Source organism: Rhodobacter flavimaris (assembly GCF_021378075.1).
Classification (GTDB): Bacteria; Pseudomonadota; Alphaproteobacteria; order Rhodobacterales; family Rhodobacteraceae; genus Rhodobacter; species Rhodobacter flavimaris.
On sequence record NZ_JAJUOS010000009.1, the window covers coordinates 16,144 to 33,067 of the forward strand.

The 16,924-nt window shown below is 65.3% G+C and carries 19 protein-coding genes; 11 read left to right on the forward strand and 8 right to left on the reverse strand.

Annotated features, from left to right (window positions below):
• Nucleotides 1–228 precede the first annotated feature (228 nt).
• The 7 genes from ihfB (at nt 229) to LZA78_RS12145 (ending at nt 4,645) form a co-directional block, all read left to right on the forward strand.
• Nucleotides 229–516, forward strand: a complete 288-nt coding sequence (ihfB, locus tag LZA78_RS12115) for an integration host factor subunit beta (RefSeq protein ID WP_233677202.1) — start codon at nt 229–231, stop codon at nt 514–516.
• A 3-nt stretch (nt 517–519) separates the two neighbouring features.
• Nucleotides 520–876, forward strand: a complete 357-nt coding sequence (locus LZA78_RS12120) for a LapA family protein (RefSeq protein WP_233677203.1) — start codon at nt 520–522, stop codon at nt 874–876.
• Nucleotide 877: 1 nt separating this feature from the next.
• Nucleotides 878–1,552 (forward strand): phosphoribosylanthranilate isomerase, encoded by a 675-nt coding sequence (locus LZA78_RS12125; RefSeq protein ID WP_233677204.1) that lies wholly within the window; start codon nt 878–880, stop codon nt 1,550–1,552.
• A gap of 94 nt (nt 1,553–1,646) precedes the next feature.
• The gene (gene trpB, locus LZA78_RS12130; RefSeq protein WP_233677205.1) at nt 1,647–2,879 is read left to right on the forward strand and encodes a tryptophan synthase subunit beta; all 1,233 of its coding nucleotides are present in this window, start codon (nt 1,647–1,649) and stop codon (nt 2,877–2,879) included.
• Nucleotides 2,880–3,071: 192 nt separating this feature from the next.
• Nucleotides 3,072–3,542, forward strand: a complete 471-nt coding sequence (locus LZA78_RS12135) for a PepSY domain-containing protein (protein ID WP_233677206.1) — start codon at nt 3,072–3,074, stop codon at nt 3,540–3,542.
• 101 nt (nt 3,543–3,643) lie between these two features.
• Nucleotides 3,644–4,099 carry a PepSY domain-containing protein gene (locus LZA78_RS12140; protein ID WP_233677207.1) on the forward strand — a complete coding sequence of 152 codons (456 nt, stop codon included), beginning with the start codon at nt 3,644–3,646 and terminating at the stop codon, nt 4,097–4,099.
• Between the two features lie 33 nt (nt 4,100–4,132).
• Nucleotides 4,133–4,645 carry a helix-turn-helix transcriptional regulator gene (locus LZA78_RS12145; protein WP_306798980.1) on the forward strand — a complete coding sequence of 171 codons (513 nt, stop codon included), beginning with the start codon at nt 4,133–4,135 and terminating at the stop codon, nt 4,643–4,645.
• Here LZA78_RS12145 and LZA78_RS12150 read toward each other — a convergent pair.
• From LZA78_RS12150 to LZA78_RS12160, 3 genes are read right to left on the reverse strand one after another with little or no spacing between them, the layout of a single operon-like run.
• On the reverse strand, nt 4,631–5,620 hold the full coding sequence (locus LZA78_RS12150) for an aldose epimerase family protein (protein WP_233677209.1): 990 nt from the start codon (nt 5,618–5,620) through the stop codon (nt 4,631–4,633). The two genes, LZA78_RS12145 and LZA78_RS12150, sit on opposite strands and share 15 nt — an antisense overlap.
• A complete protein-coding gene (locus LZA78_RS12155) occupies nt 5,617–6,333 on the reverse strand; it encodes a 2-dehydro-3-deoxygalactonokinase (protein ID WP_233677210.1) in 717 nt (238 codons plus the stop codon). The genes LZA78_RS12150 and LZA78_RS12155 overlap by 4 nt, the downstream gene beginning before the upstream one ends.
• A gap of 51 nt (nt 6,334–6,384) precedes the next feature.
• The gene (locus LZA78_RS12160) at nt 6,385–7,305 is read right to left on the reverse strand and encodes a zinc ABC transporter substrate-binding protein (protein ID WP_233677211.1); all 921 of its coding nucleotides are present in this window, start codon (nt 7,303–7,305) and stop codon (nt 6,385–6,387) included.
• Between the two features lie 80 nt (nt 7,306–7,385).
• Here LZA78_RS12160 and LZA78_RS12165 point away from each other — a divergent pair, with 80 nt between their 5' ends.
• Genes LZA78_RS12165 through LZA78_RS12175 form a run of 3 tightly spaced genes read left to right on the forward strand, consistent with a single transcriptional unit; the run spans nt 7,386 to nt 9,455 of the window.
• The gene (locus LZA78_RS12165; RefSeq protein WP_233677212.1) at nt 7,386–7,880 is read left to right on the forward strand and encodes a Fur family transcriptional regulator; all 495 of its coding nucleotides are present in this window, start codon (nt 7,386–7,388) and stop codon (nt 7,878–7,880) included.
• Nucleotides 7,877–8,677 carry a metal ABC transporter ATP-binding protein gene (locus LZA78_RS12170; protein WP_233677213.1) on the forward strand — a complete coding sequence of 267 codons (801 nt, stop codon included), beginning with the start codon at nt 7,877–7,879 and terminating at the stop codon, nt 8,675–8,677. Before LZA78_RS12165 ends, LZA78_RS12170 begins: the two co-directional genes overlap by 4 nt.
• Entirely contained in the window at nt 8,670–9,455 is a 786-nt protein-coding gene (locus LZA78_RS12175) for a metal ABC transporter permease (RefSeq protein WP_233677214.1), read from the forward strand. Before LZA78_RS12170 ends, LZA78_RS12175 begins: the two co-directional genes overlap by 8 nt.
• Nucleotides 9,456–9,461: 6 nt before the next feature.
• On the opposite strand, the gene LZA78_RS12180 is transcribed toward LZA78_RS12175, so the two are convergent.
• Entirely contained in the window at nt 9,462–10,766 is a 1,305-nt protein-coding gene (locus LZA78_RS12180) for a UDP-glucose dehydrogenase family protein (RefSeq protein WP_233677215.1), read from the reverse strand.
• A 297-nt stretch (nt 10,767–11,063) separates the two neighbouring features.
• Between LZA78_RS12180 and LZA78_RS12185 the strand changes: the two genes are divergently transcribed.
• On the forward strand, nt 11,064–11,249 hold the full coding sequence (locus LZA78_RS12185) for a hypothetical protein (RefSeq protein ID WP_218630257.1): 186 nt from the start codon (nt 11,064–11,066) through the stop codon (nt 11,247–11,249).
• A 98-nt stretch (nt 11,250–11,347) separates the two neighbouring features.
• Here the strand turns inward: LZA78_RS12185 and LZA78_RS12190 are convergent, their stop codons facing one another.
• From LZA78_RS12190 to LZA78_RS12205, 4 genes are all read right to left on the reverse strand, one after another.
• Nucleotides 11,348–12,022 (reverse strand): YjbF family lipoprotein, encoded by a 675-nt coding sequence (locus LZA78_RS12190; RefSeq protein ID WP_233677216.1) that lies wholly within the window; start codon nt 12,020–12,022, stop codon nt 11,348–11,350.
• Nucleotides 12,019–14,130 carry a YjbH domain-containing protein gene (locus tag LZA78_RS12195; protein WP_233677217.1) on the reverse strand — a complete coding sequence of 704 codons (2,112 nt, stop codon included), beginning with the start codon at nt 14,128–14,130 and terminating at the stop codon, nt 12,019–12,021. The genes LZA78_RS12190 and LZA78_RS12195 overlap by 4 nt, the downstream gene beginning before the upstream one ends.
• 182 nt (nt 14,131–14,312) lie before the next feature.
• Entirely contained in the window at nt 14,313–15,467 is a 1,155-nt protein-coding gene (locus tag LZA78_RS12200) for an iron-containing alcohol dehydrogenase (protein ID WP_233677218.1), read from the reverse strand.
• On the reverse strand, nt 15,464–16,852 hold the full coding sequence (locus LZA78_RS12205) for an aldehyde dehydrogenase family protein (protein WP_233677219.1): 1,389 nt from the start codon (nt 16,850–16,852) through the stop codon (nt 15,464–15,466). Before LZA78_RS12205 ends, LZA78_RS12200 begins: the two co-directional genes overlap by 4 nt.
• Between the last annotated feature and the right edge of the window lie 72 nt (nt 16,853–16,924).

Below are 16,924 nucleotides of genomic sequence, written 5' to 3' on the forward strand. Positions count from 1 at the left end.
GGCGGGGCCGCATTCATTTGGCGATTCGGATTAAGGTCAGTTTGGCTGCCCGATCATTGGGCATTTCCCCTCGGGCGCGGGGGGGGCTATGCTTTTCATACAGGCAGGAAGCTGCAAATCGGGTGCTATTCCAAGCCTTTGCTGTTTGTGCTGTCGAAATTTGACCTTATAGTCTCATAGATTAATCAACCCGGCACGAACCGGGAAGCCCGTGGGGGGAACAACAGAATGATCCGCTCGGAACTGATCGCAAAGATCGCCGAAGAGAACCCGCATCTCTTTCAGCGCGACGTCGAGAAGATCGTAAACACGATTTTCGATGAGATCATCGAGGCTATGGCGCGCGGCGACCGTGTCGAGTTGCGCGGCTTCGGCGCCTTTTCGGTGAAGCGGCGCGACGCCCGCACCGGGCGCAACCCGCGCACCGGGGATTCGGTGGATGTCGATGAAAAACACGTGCCGTTCTTCAAAACCGGTAAGCTGCTGCGTGACCGTCTGAACGGGGACGAGGAATAAATCATGTTCCGCATTTTGCGCCTGCTGTTTCTCGCCTCTCTGGCGCTGGTTCTGATCGTGCTGGCGCTGGCCAACCGCGAGGTGGTGACCCTGCGCCTGTTGCCGCCCGAGGCGGGCGAGTTTCTGGGCCTGACCTGGGGTATGCAGGTGCCGCTGTTCCTGGTGATCTTCGCGGGCATTCTGCTGGGGCTGCTGGTGGGGTTCGTCTGGGAATGGATGCGCGAATACCGTATCCGCTCGACCGCGGTGAAGGCCACGCGCAAGGCGGCCTATCTCGAGGGTGAAGTGGATCGCCTGCGCGAGAAGACGCAAGGCCCGCAGGACGACGTTCTGGCCCTGCTGGAAAAGCCGGCGCGCTGATATGGTGACGATTGCAGTCAATCGCGGACGCCCCGGCGGGGTTCGCGTCAAAATCTGTGGCCTGACCCGGCCCGAGCATGTGCGCGCCGCCGCCGACGCGGGAGCCGCCTATCTGGGCTTCGTGTTCTTCCCCAAAAGCCCGCGCAATGTCTCGATCGCGCAGGCGCGGGATCTGGCGCTGGAGGCGCCGATTGGCGTCGCCAAGGTGGCGCTTCTGGTCGATGCGACCGACGCCGAGATCGGCGCGATCCTGGCCGAGGTTCCGCTCGACATGCTGCAACTTCATGGCAAGGAAAGCCCCGCCCGTGTGGCCGAGATCCGGGCCCGCAGCGGGCTGCCGGTGATGAAGGCCGTGGGCGTGGCCGAGGCCGCCGATCTGGCCGCAATCCCAGCCTATGAGGCGGTGGCGGATCAGATCCTCGTCGATGCCAAGGCGCCCAAGGACGCGGTTTTGCCAGGGGGCAACGGGCTTTCGTTCGACTGGCGCCTGATCGCCGGGCGCGAATGGGCCAAACCCTGGATGCTGGCTGGCGGGTTGACGCCTGGCAACGTCGCCGAAGCAATCCGCCTGACCGGAGCGAAGCAGGTCGATGTTTCCTCGGGCGTCGAGCGCGCGCCGGGCGAGAAGGACGAAGCCTTGATCCGGGCCTTCATCGCGGCGGTGCAGCCGGGCTGAGGCCGCGATATTTGTCGCGCCATGCGGGGCCGGTCCTTTACCCGCAGGGGCAATCGCGCTAAGTCGCTTTGATGACTTTGCGCGAGGTGAGACGATGGCCGAGGACCTTCCTAACAGCTACATGACCGGCCCCGATGAAAACGGGCGTTTCGGCATTTTTGGCGGGCGTTTCGTGTCGGAAACGCTGATGCCGCTGATCCTCGAGCTTGAGGCGCAGTATGAGTACGCCAAGACCGACCCGACCTTCTGGGCCGAGATGGACGATCTGTGGAAGCATTACGTCGGCCGCCCCTCGGCGCTGTATTACGCGCCCCGCCTGACCGAGGAGCTTGGCGGCGCCAAGATCTACCTCAAGCGCGAGGATCTGAACCACACCGGTGCGCATAAGATCAACAACGTGCTTGGCCAGATCCTGCTGGCGCGCCGTATGGGCAAGACCCGGATCATCGCCGAGACCGGCGCGGGCCAGCACGGCGTGGCAACCGCCACCGTCTGCGCGCGCTTTGGCCTGAAATGCATCGTCTATATGGGCGCGACCGATGTCGAGCGTCAGGCGCCCAACGTCTTCCGGATGCGCCTTCTGGGCGCGGAGGTCGTGCCGGTCACCTCGGGTCGCGGCACGCTGAAGGACGCGATGAACGACGCGCTGCGCGATTGGGTGACCAATGTGCGCGACACCTTCTACTGCATCGGTACCGTCGCGGGCCCGCACCCCTATCCGGCCATGGTGCGCGACTTCCAGGCGATCATCGGCAAGGAAACCCGCTGGCAGCTCGAAGAGCAGGAAGGCGAGGGGCGTCTGCCCGACACCGTGATCGCGGCGATTGGTGGTGGCTCGAACGCCATGGGCCTGTTCTACCCGTTCCTCGACGACAAGTCGGTGCGCGTCATCGGCGTCGAGGCGGGCGGCCACGGCGTGGATGAGCGGATGGAGCATTGCGCCTCGCTTACCGGCGGGCGCCCGGGCGTGCTGCACGGCAACCGCACTTACCTGTTGCAGGACGAGGACGGTCAGATCCTTGAAGGCCACTCGATCTCGGCCGGTCTCGACTATCCCGGTATTGGCCCCGAACACGCCTGGCTGCACGATATCGGCCGCGCGGAATATGTCTCGGTCACAGATCAGGAGGCGCTGGCCGCGTTCCAGCTGCTGTGTGCGACCGAAGGGATCATCCCCGCGCTTGAGCCCTCGCACGCGCTGGCGCATGTGACCAAGCTGGCGCCGACGCTGCCCAAGGACCACATCATCGTGGTGAACCTCTCGGGGCGCGGCGACAAGGACATCTTCACGGTCGCGAAGCACCTCGGCTTTGATATGAAGATCTGAGCCACAACAGATCCAAAGGCCCGGCACTGCCGGGCCTTTTTCTTTGAATTTTCCGCATAAACTCTGGTTTATGCCCCTATCGCAGGGGGTTAAAGGGCCGGTTTATACCCTCAGCCCTATATCGCCCGCCGAAATTGCGTGGTGTAATCCCCTCGACGGCAATTGGTTCCGCCGCATAACGGGAGACCCACAATGAAACGCACTTTCATCCTGTCTGTCGCCGCCGCCATGTTCATGGCTGGTTCGGCATTTGCAGCAATTGACACCCAGTCGATCATCGATGACCTGACCTCGAAGGGCTTCACAAAGATCGAGATCGTCCGCGGCACGACCCAGGTCAAGGTCGAGGCCTATGGCAGCGTCGGCAAGATCGAGGTCATCTACGATTCCACGACCGGTGAGATCCTCAAGCAAGAGCAGGAGCGGGTACGTGCGGGCGAAGACATGACCCAGGGCGTGAGTATCCGTGATCGCGAGGGCGACTTCCTTGATGACGACGAGGAAGACGATGATGATGATCACGACGGCCATGATGACGATGATGATCACGACGACGACCACGACGATGATGACGACGACTCGGATGATGACGACAGCGATGACTCGGACGACGACAGCGATGACTCGGATGACGACGACAGCGACGACTCGGACGACGATTGAGGCTTTCGCCTGATTGAAAAGACGGGTTTGATACACTGAAAGGTCGTGCCCCGGATGCTCGGGGCGCGACCGTGACGCGTTATGAGGCGTGTGACACGGAAATGCACAGACGCGAGCTACTGAAATACGGGGCGGCGGCGATCACGCTGCTGGTAACGGCCGCGCCGGTCTTGGGCGCGGGGCTTGCCGACCAGTTCTCGGCCGAGTTGAAGGCCGCGGGCTACAAGGATATCCGCGTCAGCCGCACACTTTTGGGCCGTATGCGCGTGATCGGAATGCGCGGCGGCTTCAAGCGCGAGATCGTCTTCGACCCCCGCACGGGCGAGATCTTGCGCGATCTGACTGTAAAGGTGGGGAGCGGCTTTGGGTGGGGGAGCGATAGCTCTTCCTCATCCGGCTCGTCCGGTTCCTCGGGCTCGGGAAGCTCGGGCAGTTCGGATGACGACGACAAGGACGACGATGACCCGGACGACAATTCCGGGTCCGGGTCGAATGACGACGATGACGACGATGACAGCAGCGACGACAGCAGCGGGGGGAGTGACGATGACGATTGAGGATTGCGCGTGGGGACGGGCCAACCGCGCATGATGCGACTGGCCGTCCTTGTCGCAGTTTTTGCGTTACAGGGAATCTGTGCGCTGTTTTTCGTCTCCGACATCATCTTGTCGGTGCTTGGCATTTATGTGCCGCCGCTCAGCTGGGAAAGCCGCGAGATCCTTGAAATTTCAGCCGCGCTTGGGTTGCTGTTGGGCTTGGGCCTGGGCGGCGTTCTGATCCTGCGCGCCTTGCGGGAATCGCGTCAGGCCCGCGAGCGGCTGCGCCGAGCCGCGACGGCCTTCAATGAATTGCTCGAGGAACGCTTTGGCGAATGGGGCCTGACCCCTGCCGAGCGCGAGGTGGCCCTGTTCGCCATCAAGGGGCTGAGTACGACCGATATCGCGCGGTTACGCACCACGTCCGAGGGCACGGTGAAGGCGCAGACCGCAGCGATCTATCGCAAGGCCGGGGTGAACGGGCGGGGTCAGCTGCTGAGCCTGTTCATAGAGGACATGATGCACGAAGAGCCCCTCGGGGCCGCGCCCGCCTCAGGCGCGGCTTAGGGTGTAGCGCGTTTCCTGGCGCCATTGCTGACCGGCAGGCAGGACAATCGACGGAAAATCCGGGTGGTTCGGGGCATCGGGCCAAAGCTGCGGCTCAAGCGCGATACCGGCATGGGCCTTGTAGGGCTGTCCCGTCAGACCCGGATAGGGGGCCGAGTCCAGCGCCCGCCCGTCATAGACCTGCAACCCTGGCGCATCCGTTTCCAGCACAAGCGTCACACCACGCTCCCCCGTCAACCGGGCAACCGGGCGCAAGTTGTCCGACGCGTCTAGGCAGTAGTTGTGGTCCAGCGGTGGCAGGTCGGGCAGCGGCTGCGCGCGGCGCAGATCGTAGGGGGTGCCCTCGACTGGGACCGGTGCAAGTGGCAGGCCGTCAGCGGTGGGCAGGATTCGGTCGGCTGCGACGCTCAGACTGTGGCCCGAGGTCGTGCCGGTGCCGTCGAGGTTCCAGTAGGGGTGATGCGCAAGGTTCACCAGCGTCTCGCGGTCCGATTGCGCGGTCAGCGTGATCTCCAGCGTCGCAGGGGGCGCGATGCGGTAGGTCGCGCGGATCACGCGGGCGCCGGGAAAACCGCCGAAGCCATGCGCGAGATCGCATTGCAGCGTAACCGCGTCGCCGGTGGCCTCGGCGATGTCCCAGATAAGTCCCGAGACGCCATCGTCACCGGAATGCAGCAGGTTCTCGCCATCGTTCGGGGGGAAGCGGTAGTCCTGATCCGCGATCCGCGCCTGCGCCCCGCCGATCCGGTTTGCAACGGGCCCCACGACCGCGCCGCACCAGCTCAACCGGCCCGCATAGGCGCCGGGCAGGTCCGACCCGAGCACCAGTGGCCAGGGTGTCCCCGCCAGCCGCAGATCCTGGAGTGTCGCCCCCAATGTCAGGACGCGCGCGGTTAGCTCGCCCGCTCGCAGCGTAATCACGCGAATGACGCGCCCGTTTGCCAGCTTTCCGAAATCGCGAATATCCGCGCTCATTTTCCGCTCCATGCGCGTTGCAGCCCGGCGATCAGGGCGGCTTCGCCGTCGCCGGTAATAACCTCGCCACCCTGTGCGGCCAAAGCGCTGGCGCAGGTCGCGCCCCAACCGGGCGCGGCTGCGCTGTCGAGGGTGATGACGCGCTGGCCAAGCCACCAGGGCTTGGCGGCGGCAAGCTCGGCCCCGAGGATTGCTCCGGCGGCAGCGCCCGGCTCCGCCGCGCCATCGAGGTAGCGCAACATCCGTTCGGGTCGGCTGCGGCAGTCGTCCAATGCGCGGTCGAAGGCGGGGCCCTCGGGGGCGCTGAGGGGTTCATTCAGGGCGAGGAGAAGCCGCGCCGAGGCAAGACGGCTGATGCTGACAACCTCGCCTGCGCTGAGATGCGCCCAAAGGCTCGATTGCCCGCAGAGCCAAACGACGCCATCGAACTGCGGCTGCGCGGCCAGAAGCCCGGAAAGGCGCAGCGCCTCGGCGGGGTGGACGCTGACCGGGGGCGATGCCTGCGCAAGCCCCGGAACCTCGCTGACAGGCCCCTCGGGCAAAGGCGGGGCGGGCAGGGGGCGGGGCGGGGCGTAGATGCGGGCGGTCACCGCAGCACCCGCCCAGTCGGTCTTTTCGATCGCGCGCGCGTCAGAGATGGCGCCCGAGGTCTCGATGCGAAGCGCCCGGTTCAGACCTGGTTCCTCGACGATTGCCAGCCAGTTCGTATCCACCTTGGCACCCCCCTTAGCCGTCAGAAAGCATGCAAGGGTGTGGGGCGCAAGTCACTGCGTGCCCAGGCATCCGGCAATATTGCCCGCCAGGTCACGCATCAGGCCATAATACAGATCGGGGCCATATGTGAGGCTTGAGCCCGAGGGATCGAGCGCCGCGCCAAGGCGGGCCGGTGTACCCTCGATCAGCCGCTCGATCAGGCGCGGGTCATGCTGCGCCTCGGGGAACACGCAGACGATGCCATCCTCGGTGATGTGGGCGCGCAACTCGGCGAGATGCGCGGCACCCGGTTCCGCCGCATCGCCCATCGCGACCGATCCTGCGTTGCTTAGCCCGAAATGCCCCGCGAAATAGCCGTAAGCATCATGCGCGGCGACGAAAGGACGGCCTGCAACGCCTTGCAATTGCGTGGAAATGTCAGCCTCCATCCGGTCGATGCGCGCCTGGGACGCCGCAGCATTCGCCGCGTAGGTTGCCGCGTTCTCGGGGTCGATTTCGGCCAGCCGCGCGGCGATCAGGTCCAGCCATGCGCGGGCATTGGACGGATCAAGCCAGGCATGGGGGTCGATGCCCTCGTGGTCGTGACCCTCGGCATTTGCCTCGGGGGCCGGGTGGTCGTGGTCATGCCCCTCCTCCTCGAACTCACGCCGGAAGGTTTGCGGTGCGTCGAGCAGTTCCAGCTCGGCACCGCTCGCCATGCCGTCGATCGCGCGGGCCAGCCAGGGCGTCATCTCGGGACCGACCCAGACGACCAGATCGGCCTCTTGCAGCGCGCGGGCCTGCGAGGGGCGCATCTGGTAGTTATGCGCATCGGCGCCGCGATCCAGAAGCACCTCGGGTGCCGCGATCTCGCCCATGACCTGCGAGACCAGCGAATGCACCGCCGGGATATCGGTTACCACGCGCGGCGCCTCGGCCAGCGCCAGGCCGGGCAGGGCGGTGAGGGAAAGTCCAAGAATGAATGCGCGCATCGCGGGTCTCCTGCTTGTGGTTCGGCGATAATGTATGTATGTTATAGCATAACGCGTCAAGTGGAATGTGATAGAATAACATGACTGAAGCTTTGCCCGAAGCGCGCGCCTTTGCGGCGCATGACCACAGCCATTGCGCAGGCGATACTCTTGCGCGCGCAGAGGCCGAGGCCGCGCGGCAAGGGCTGCGCTTGACCCCCGTTCGCAAGCGGACGCTTGAGATCCTGCTTGAGGCACATCGTGCCATGGGCGCCTATGAGGTGCTGGACCGGCTTGCAGCCGAGGGGTTCGGCAACCAGCCCCCCGTCGCCTATCGCGCGCTGGAGTTTCTGGTCGAGCATGGTCTGGCGCATCGTGTGCGTCGTCTGAACGCCTTTGCCGCCTGCATGCATCCGGGAGAGGAGCACGCGCCGGTGTTCCTGATCTGCCGCGAATGCGACGCCGTGGCCGAGGCTGCTGCGGGCCCCGTGCGCGCGGCGCTTGACAGCGTGGCGCAGGATCTCGGCTTTGCCATCGAGCGCGCGAATATCGAAGCGCTCGGCCTTTGCCCGACCTGCGCGGAACATCAAGAATGAGCGGTAACGCACTGATCGAGGCCAGCAATCTCGGCGTACGCCATGGCGAGACGACGGTGCTTGCCCATGTCGATTTCCGCATTGTGCCGGGTGAGATCGTGACGGTCGTCGGCCCCAATGGCTCGGGCAAATCCACCCTGATCCGTGCGCTGATCGGGCTAGAGCCCGCCGCCAGCGGCCGCGTCAGCCGAGCTGCTGGGTTGGTTATCGGCTACGTCCCGCAAAAGCTGCATATCGATGCGAGCCTGCCGATGACGGTGCGCCGCTTCCTGTCGCTGCCGCGCCGGGTGAGCGACGCGCAGGCCGCCGAGGCGCTGGCCCGCACCGGCGTTGCCGGGATCGAGCAACGCCCCCTGGCGGGCCTTTCGGGCGGGCAGTTCCAGCGCGTGCTGCTGGCGCGCGCCTTGCTGGCCAAGCCGCAGATCCTGATCCTCGACGAGCCGACGCAGGGCCTCGACCAACCCGGCACCGCAGGTTTCTACAAGCTGATCGAGGAGGTCCGCCGCGAGACCGGCTGCGCCGTGCTGATGGTCAGCCACGATCTGCACGTGGTGATGTCGGCCTCGGACCGGGTGATCTGCCTCAACGGCCATGTCTGCTGTGAGGGAGCGCCGCGCGTCGTTTCGGCCGCGCCCGAGTATCGGGCGCTGTTCGGTCTGGGAACCGGTGGCGCCTTCGCGCTCTACCAGCACGTCCACGATCATGATCACGATCATGACGAGGGGCATGGTCACGACCACAGCCACCCGCATGCCGCACACCCCCATAACCACGACTGCGAGCACGATCATGCTTGACGATTTTCTGATCCGTGCTGCGCTTGCCGGACTCGGGTTGACGCTGGCGACCGGCCCGCTCGGGGCCTTCGTCGTCTGGCGCCGGATGGCCTATTTCGGCGATGCGACGGCACATGCGGCGATTCTGGGCGTCGCGATCAGCTTCGGACTCGGGCTGCCGGTCTATATCGGCACGCTGTTCGTGGCGCTTGCCATGGCGATCACGGTGGCCATGCTGTCGGGCAGGGGGCACGCGAGCGATACGATCCTTGGCGTTCTGGCGCATTCTGCGCTGGCCTTTGGCCTTGTCGCCGCCTCGTTTTTCTCGGGGCTGCGGGTGGACCTTTCGGCCTTCCTGTTTGGCGATATCCTGGCGGTCAGCCGGGGCGATCTGGGGGTGATCTGGGCGGGCGCGCTGGCCGTTGCGGGGCTGCTGGCCTGGCGTTGGCAGGGGCTGCTGACAGCAACGGTGAATGAGGAACTGGCGCAGGCCTCGGGCCTCAATCCGCGACTTGAGCGTCTTGCGCTAACGCTGGCGCTGGCGCTCACGGTTGCCGTGTCGATCAAGATCGTGGGCGCGCTGCTGATCGCGGCCTTGCTGATCGTCCCGGCCGCCACCGCGCGCCAGTTCGCGCGCGGGCCGGAGGGGATGGCGGCCCTTGCCACCGGGATTGGCGCTGTGTCGGTCCTGTGCGGGCTTTGGGTGTCGCTTGGCTATGACACGCCCGCCGGCCCCTCGATCGTCGCTAGCGCGGCGGTGCTGTTCGCACTGTCGCTGCCCCTGCGGCGGACGGGCTGAAGCGGTTTAGCGCCCCACGCTGGTGTAAGCCGCAAAGCCCGCCGCCTTGGCGTCCTGCGCGTTGTAGATATTGCGCAGGTCGGCCATGCGCGGCTCGACCATGCTGGCTGCCAGCTTTTGCAGATCAAGCGCGCGGAACTCGTTCCACTCGGTCAGGATGACGACGCAATCGGCGCCAGTCGCGGCGCCGTAGGCGTCGCTCAGCCAATGAACATGCGGCAGCAGGTGGGCGCCTTCACGCTCGCCCTGGGGGTCCACGGCGCGGACATTCGCCCCGGCCCCGACCAGCGCCGGAACGATGGTCAGCGAGGGCGCGTCACGCATGTCGTCGGTGTTGGGCTTGAACGTCACACCCAGCACCGCGATGGTCTTGCCGTTGACCGAGCCGTCGCACAGATCGACGATCTTTTCGATCATGCGGCGCTTGACCTCGTCATTGACCTTGATGACCGTTTCGACGATCTGCATGGGGGCCGCGTGGTCCTGCCCCATGCGCGCCAGCGCCTGCGTATCCTTGGGGAAGCACGAGCCGCCATAGCCCGGCCCGGCATGCAGGAACTTGTTGCCGATCCGGTTATCAAGGCCCATCCCGCGCGAGACCTGCTTTACATCGGCGCCGACTTTTTCGCACAGGCGCGCGATCTCGTTGATGAAGGTGATCTTGGTCGCCAGGAAGGCGTTGGCCGCGTATTTGATCATCTCGGCCGTTTCCAGATCGGTGTAGAGAATCGGGAACTCGCGCAGGAAGAGGGGGCGGTAGATCTCGCCCATCACGCGGCGGGCCTGTTCCGAGGTCACGCCGACGACGACACGGTCGGGGCGCATGAAATCGTCGATTGCCGCTCCTTCGCGCAGGAACTCGGGGTTCGAGGCGACGTCGAAGGCGAAGCCGGGCCGGACGCGGCTGATGACGTCATGAACGGCCTTGTTGGTGCCGACCGGGACGGTAGATTTCGTCACCACGACCGTGTAGGCAGTCATCGCCTCGGCGATCTCTTCGGCGGCGGCCATCACATAGGTCAGGTCGGCATGGCCATCGCCGCGCCGGGTGGGGGTGCCCACGGCAATGAAAACTGCATCGGCGCCATTTACAGCGGCCTTCAGATCGCCGGTGAACGACAGCCGCCCCGCCGCGACGTTCTTGGCCAGAAGCGTATCCAGGCCCGGTTCGTAGATCGGGATCTCGCCGCGTTCGAGCATTTCGATCTTGCGCGGATCCTTGTCCACGCAGATCACCTCATGACCGAAATCCGAGAAGCACACACCCGAGACAAGGCCGACATAGCCGGTGCCGATCATGGCAATCTTCATGGTTCTCTCCTCAGGCTTGCTTTGGCCGAAGCGTTGTTTCGGCGAAGCAGGATGTCAACGCGGCAAAGGGTGCAAATGCACGAAATCAGATAGGAATTCCAGCCGCAGAGTGGCATACTGAACAAGATTTGAACCCTTTAGAGCCCATGGTTGCGGGTGCTCTTGCTAAACTGCAACACTTGGCTGTGGCTGATGCGACAGGTTCCAAATTACCCCTTTGCAATCCCCCGCGCATGTGAGACTCTCGCTGCGATGCTGCCAGAGTGGCGGCTGTCAACGGTAATTACGGAGATTACTATGAAAAAAATCGCTACCATCGCTCTGGCCCTCGGCCTGTCGGCTTCGACCGCTTTTGCTGGCGGCTACACCGCTCCGGTCGTGGAAGCCGAACCGGTCGTCGTCGAAGGTTCGTCGTCGTCGAACGCTGCTTGGCTGATCCCGGCCCTGCTGATCGTCGGCATCGCGGTTGCCGCGAACGACTAATTTCGACTTCGGTTGAATTAGAAAGATCGGAAAGCGCAAGCTTTCCGATCTTTTTATTTTGTGGTGTGCGATGTTCGCAGGAGCGTGGTCCTGCGTGATCAGTTGCGCAGGGACTGGATGACCAGATAGCCCAGGCCCGGGCCCGCCCATTGGCGCGAGACAAGCACGCGGCCCTCGGCACTCACCAGATATCCGTTATCGACCACCGCGCCCGAGCCCTCGCAATGCTCGGCCACCTGCACGCCGCTATAGGCGATTCCCGAGAGCGTCTGGCTGACCGGCTGCCCGATCGTGACAGTGCAGCGCATCGGTACGGGGCGCTCGGTGCCATCGCCATCGAGATAGCGTTGCACCCGCTCGGCGGTGCCTGCGCTGTGCGCGGTGACCAGTTGGGCGACGCCCTCGGTGCTGGCCGACATCAGATCCTGGCCAAAGCCGCGCGTCGCGGCCAGCAGTCCGTTCCGCAGCACGATGCCGCGCTGATCGGGGCTGTTGTAGCTGCGCATTGCGCCATTCTCGCCAACCATGCCGAAGACCATCGTGGCGCCCGAGGCCTCGAAGGTCGCCAGCATAACCGGCCCCTTGACCGAGGAGAGCGCGGCCTGTGCCAGCACCTCGGGGCTCGGCGGAGCGGTTGGGGCAGAGCGGCTGCCCGGCATGACGCGCGCAAGGCCCGCCTTCAGCGTGCCGCCCGGCGACACCCCGGCGGTATCGCTGGTGCAGGCGCCAAGCGCGACAGCGGCGGCCAGGGCCGCCAGCAGGGAGCGGCTCATCGCCAGAATCTCCCCCAGTCCTGATACAGGGCGCCCATATGGGTCTTGCGCACGGATTCATAGAGGCGGCCGTCGACATCGACGCGCGCGCCGCCATCGCCGACATAGGGGCGGATCGTGGGCGTGAAGGTCGCAAGCGAGGGTTTGCCAGTCGCCCAGGACAGCGGGATGCGCAGCTTGACGCCCTTGTCGAAGGCACCGGGGCCGAACTCGTCCGAGCTCATGTCGGTGACGGTCGCGAAGGCTCCCACGCTCCAGCCGTTCGCCAGTTCGCGATCGACCGAGAAGGTCGCGCCCCAGTCCTCGGCCAGGTAGCGGCCGACATCGACCGAGCCGGTCACGCCGGAACCGAAGTCGTAATAGGCCGACAGGTGCCCCGAAAGCGTGTCGTAATCGAGGAACTCGAAGCGCTGGTCATAGTCGCGCTGCTTGACCCAGTTCAGCTCGCCGCCCAGGGCCAGACGGCTGTCCACGGGCTTCCAGAGGATCTCGCCCGAGACACCGCCATACATCTGCTCGAGATAGCCGACGGTGACGCGGCTGTAGAGGTTCTCGGCGGGGCGGCCATACCAGGCCAGCGTCAGGCGTTGCAGCGCCAGATCGCCATGCTTCTGATACTCGGCGATATCCGAGCGCACATGCGGCACGGTCGAGGTCGAGACCTTGGTCTGCTCGTCGAGGTTGCCAAAGACCTTTTGGTTGACTGCGCCCGACAGGATCAGGCCCGGCATGATCTCGTAACGCGCGCTGAGCTGAACGCCCATGTCGGCGTATAGATCGGCGTCTTTTTCATAGGTCGAGAATTCGGCATAGGGGCGCAGGCCGAATTGCAGGCGCGGGTAGAGGCCCTCGGTGGGCACATAGGCGCCTGCGGTTTCGGCCTCGCCAATCTGTGCCGCGGCAAGGATCTCGCCCGCCTGGGTGTTTTCGAGGCGCTCAAGGTCGGACCGGCGGAAGGTGACCGACGAGGTCGGCATCCCGTTGGAGATCTGCGTGACGGTGATCGTCTCGACCGAGGGGGGCAGGGCGCGCGTCAGGACGCGGGCGGTATGGCCGATGGCCTGCGGTGGGGCCGCGTAGATCTGGTTGCGCACGCGGACGTTCACGCTGTCGGCGGACAGCTGCATCGAGTCGAGGATCTGCCCGTCCTTGCGCAGCGCATCAGCAACGGCGGTCTGGATCGCGGGTTGCGCGGTGGGGTCGGCGGTCCAGGCGCCCGACCAGCCATCCGGGTCGGCGGCGGGGTTGGGGCGCGGGCGCACCGGCAGCGGCGCCTTCTCTAGCCCCGAAGGCGCCGGCGGGTGACGCGGATCGAGCGCGACGGTCAGTTGCAGCCCGACCTCGGACCCGGCGAGGTAGTAACCCGACAGCTTCACCATGCTGTTGATCTTGTAATCCGCGCCGAAATTCAGCGAGGACTTGCGGTCGAACCCGGCCGCGGCGGTCTCGGCCTCGTAGGCGTCCGAGCTGTATTCGGCCTTCAGCGTCAGCTTGTCGTTGGCCTGCCAGGCAAGGCCCGCGAAAACCGCGGCCGGGCCACGGAACCAGGCCTCGGTGTTCAGGCCGCCCGTGGGGTCGGTCACCGGGCGCGTGCCGCCGCCAAAGCTGCCTTCCGAACCCAGACGGCCCCAGCCGAGGCCCACGGTGCCGCGCAGCGAGGGGTTCAGCGTCTTGGTCGCGACGATGTATTCCGAGCCGTGAATGCCGCCGCCCATCAGGTCACGCAGGCCGATGGCCAGTGCCGGGCGCATCCCTTCCTCGCTCAGCACCTGCCAGTGCAGATCGAAGCTGCGATCGCGCAGCGCGCCGCCATCGTCGGCCAAGCCATCCTCGTTCGAGACGCGCAGAACGGCGGTCAGCTGCGGGGCGATCTGGAAGCTGAAATTGCCGCGCCCGCTCTTGCCATAGCCATAGACCGAGGCGACCAGCTCACCGTCCTTGTTGACCTCGGCGGTCGGCATGTCGATCAGGCCGGGGGCGCCGTAGGTGCCAAGGCTCCAGCCGATGGTGGGTTCGGCATGTGCCGGGCTTTCGAATGCCATGGGCAGGCTGCCCGCGATCAGGGCGAGCGTGCTGATCTGAGCAATTTTCGAGACTTTGTGCGCCACGTGTCCCTCCAGGATTTTCCCCTGTTTATCGCGCACGCGCGCTCAACGCGAGAGGAAGCACACGATTCAGGCGCCACTATGGGCGCGAAGCGACACTTTTTTCGCAAGAAATTGCGGAAGGCGGCGCAAGGGGGCCTTCCTGTAGGGCCGGGGCGCGGGAATGTGCGCCCCGGACCGATGCTTTACATGCAGCTGTCGAAGAGGGCGCGGGTGTTCTCGCGCGTCATTTCGATCGGGTTGCCGCCGCAGGAGGGGTCCTCCAGCGCCATCTCGGTTAGCATGTCGAGGTCTTCGGGCTTCACGCCCATGGCCGAGAGGTTCTCGGGGATGCCAAGCTCGCTGCGCAGCTCCATCACGCGGGCGCGGAAGCCGTCGAAGCCGCCCTCGATGCCCAGATAGGCGGCGGCAGCCTTGATCCGGCTTTCAATGGCCGCGCGGTTGTAATCAAGCACCATCGGCATCACGACGGCATTGGTGGTGCCGTGGTGGGTGCCATAGACCGCGCCAACGGGGTGCGAGAGCGAGTGGATCGCGCCAAGCCCCTTCTGGAAGGCAACAGCCCCCATCGCCGCCGCCGACATCATATTGGCGCGGGCCTCAAGGTCGGTCGGGTTCTTGTAGGCCTTGGGCAGGTTTTCAAACACCAGCCGCATCCCTTCCAGGGCGATGCCCTGGCTCATCGGGTGGTAGAAGGGCGAGCAATAGGCCTCAAGGCAATGGGCCAGCGCGTCCATCCCGGTGCCGGCGGTGATGAAGGCGGGCATCCCCACGGTCAGCTCGGGGTCGCAGATCGTGACGGCGGGCATGAGCTTGGGGTGGAAGATGATCTTCTTCTTATGCGTGTCCGAGTTGGTCAGAACGCCCGCGCGCCCGACCTCGGAGCCCGTTCCCGCCGTGGTCGGCACGGCGATGATCGGCGCGATCTTCGTGGCATCGGCACGGGTCCACCAGTCGCCGATGTCCTCCAGATCCCAGACGCCGAGCGAGGCCGCCTGACCGGCCATCAGCGCGATCATCTTGCCCAGATCCAGCGCCGAGCCACCGCCAAAGCAGATCACGCCGTCATGGCCGCCCGCTTTGTAAACGGCGATGCCGTCGGTCATGTTCTTCTCGTTCGGGTTCGGATCGACCTCGGAGAAGAGCGCGCGGCCAAGGCCTGCGGCCTCCAGCACATCCAGCGCGCCCGCGGTGATCGGCAGGCCCGCCAGTGCCTTGTCGGTCACCAGAAGGGGCTTCTTGATCCCCACGGCCTTGCAGTGATCGGCCAGTTCCTTGATACGGCCGGGGCCGAACTTGATGGCGGTGGGGTAGGACCAGTTGACGGTCGGGGCGGTCATTTCGTCACCTTCTTGAGATGGTAGGATTTCGGCCGGGTGACCGAGTAGAAACCGAGAACCGAGAGCGAACCGCCCCGGCCCGTGTCCTTGCAGCCCGTCCAGCACAGCGCCGGGTCAAGGTAGTCACAGCGGTTCATGAAGACCGTGCCGGTCTGCACATGTGCGCCGACTTCGGCCGCGCGCTCGGGGTCCGAGGTCCAGAGCGAGCAGGTCAGCCCATAGGGGCTGTCGTTCATCGCGGCGATCGCCTCGGCGTCGTTAGACACCGACATGATGCCGACCACGGGGCCAAAGCTTTCCTCGCGCATCACGCGCATCTCGTGGTTCACGTTGACCAGAATCTGCGGGGCCAGATAGGCGCCGCCGTCATCCTCAGGGAAGAGCGCGGGGTCGATCAGCGCGGTTGCGCCCTCGGCCACGGCCTCGGCGATCTGTTCGCGCACGGTGTGGGCAAAACGCTTGTTCGCCATCGGGCCGATGGTGGTGGAGGCGTCGAAGGGGTTGCCAAGCTTGAGGTTCTTCACCCAAGCGACGGCCTTTTCGACGAAGGCGTCATAGAGGCTTTCGTGGACATAGATCCGCTCGATCCCGCAGCAGCACTGGCCCGCGTTATACATCGCGCCATCCATCAGGCTGTCCACGGCGGCGTCGAGGTCGGCGTCGTCCATCACATAGCCCGGATCCTTGCCGCCAAGCTCAAGCCCTAGCCCGGTGAAGGTGCCTGCCGCCGCGCGTTCGATCGCGGCGCCGCCACCGACCGAGCCGGTGAAGTTGATGAATCCGAAGGCGCGCGACTGGATCAGTGCCTCGGTCACGTCATGGGTCAGGTAGACGTTCTGGAACACGTCCTCGGGGATGCCCGCCGCGTGGAAGGCCTCGGCCAGACGCTCGCCCACCAGAAGGGTTTGCGAGGCGTGTTTCAGCACGACCGTGTTGCCCGCGATCAGCGCCGGGGCCAGCGTGTTGATCGTCGTGAGGTAAGGGTAGTTCCAGGGCGCGATGATGAAGACCACGCCGACCGGCTCACGCGCGATCTGGCGCAGGAAGCGGTTGCTGTCTTCCACCACCATCGGCGCCAGCGACTCCGCCGCGATCGAGGACATGTATTCGGTGCGGTCGTTCACGCCGCCGAATTCGCCACCATAGCGCGTCGGGCGGCCCATCTGCCAGGCCAGTTCCTCGACGATTTGCTCTTTCATCTCGCTGAGCTTGGCGACACCGGCCTTGACCAGCGCGATGCGCTCTTCGAGCGGGCGCGCGGCCCATTCGGCCTGCGCCGCGCGGGCGCGCTCGGCGACCATCTGCGCCTCGGACAGGCTCAGCGCCGGCCTTTCCGCATAGACCTGCCCGTCCACGGGCGAGATGCATTGGATCATCTTCGTCATATCGACCTTCCTTGCGCCCCGAGGGGCCGCGTTCGTTGCGCCCGAGTGGCCGGGCGCCGCCATTTTCCGGGC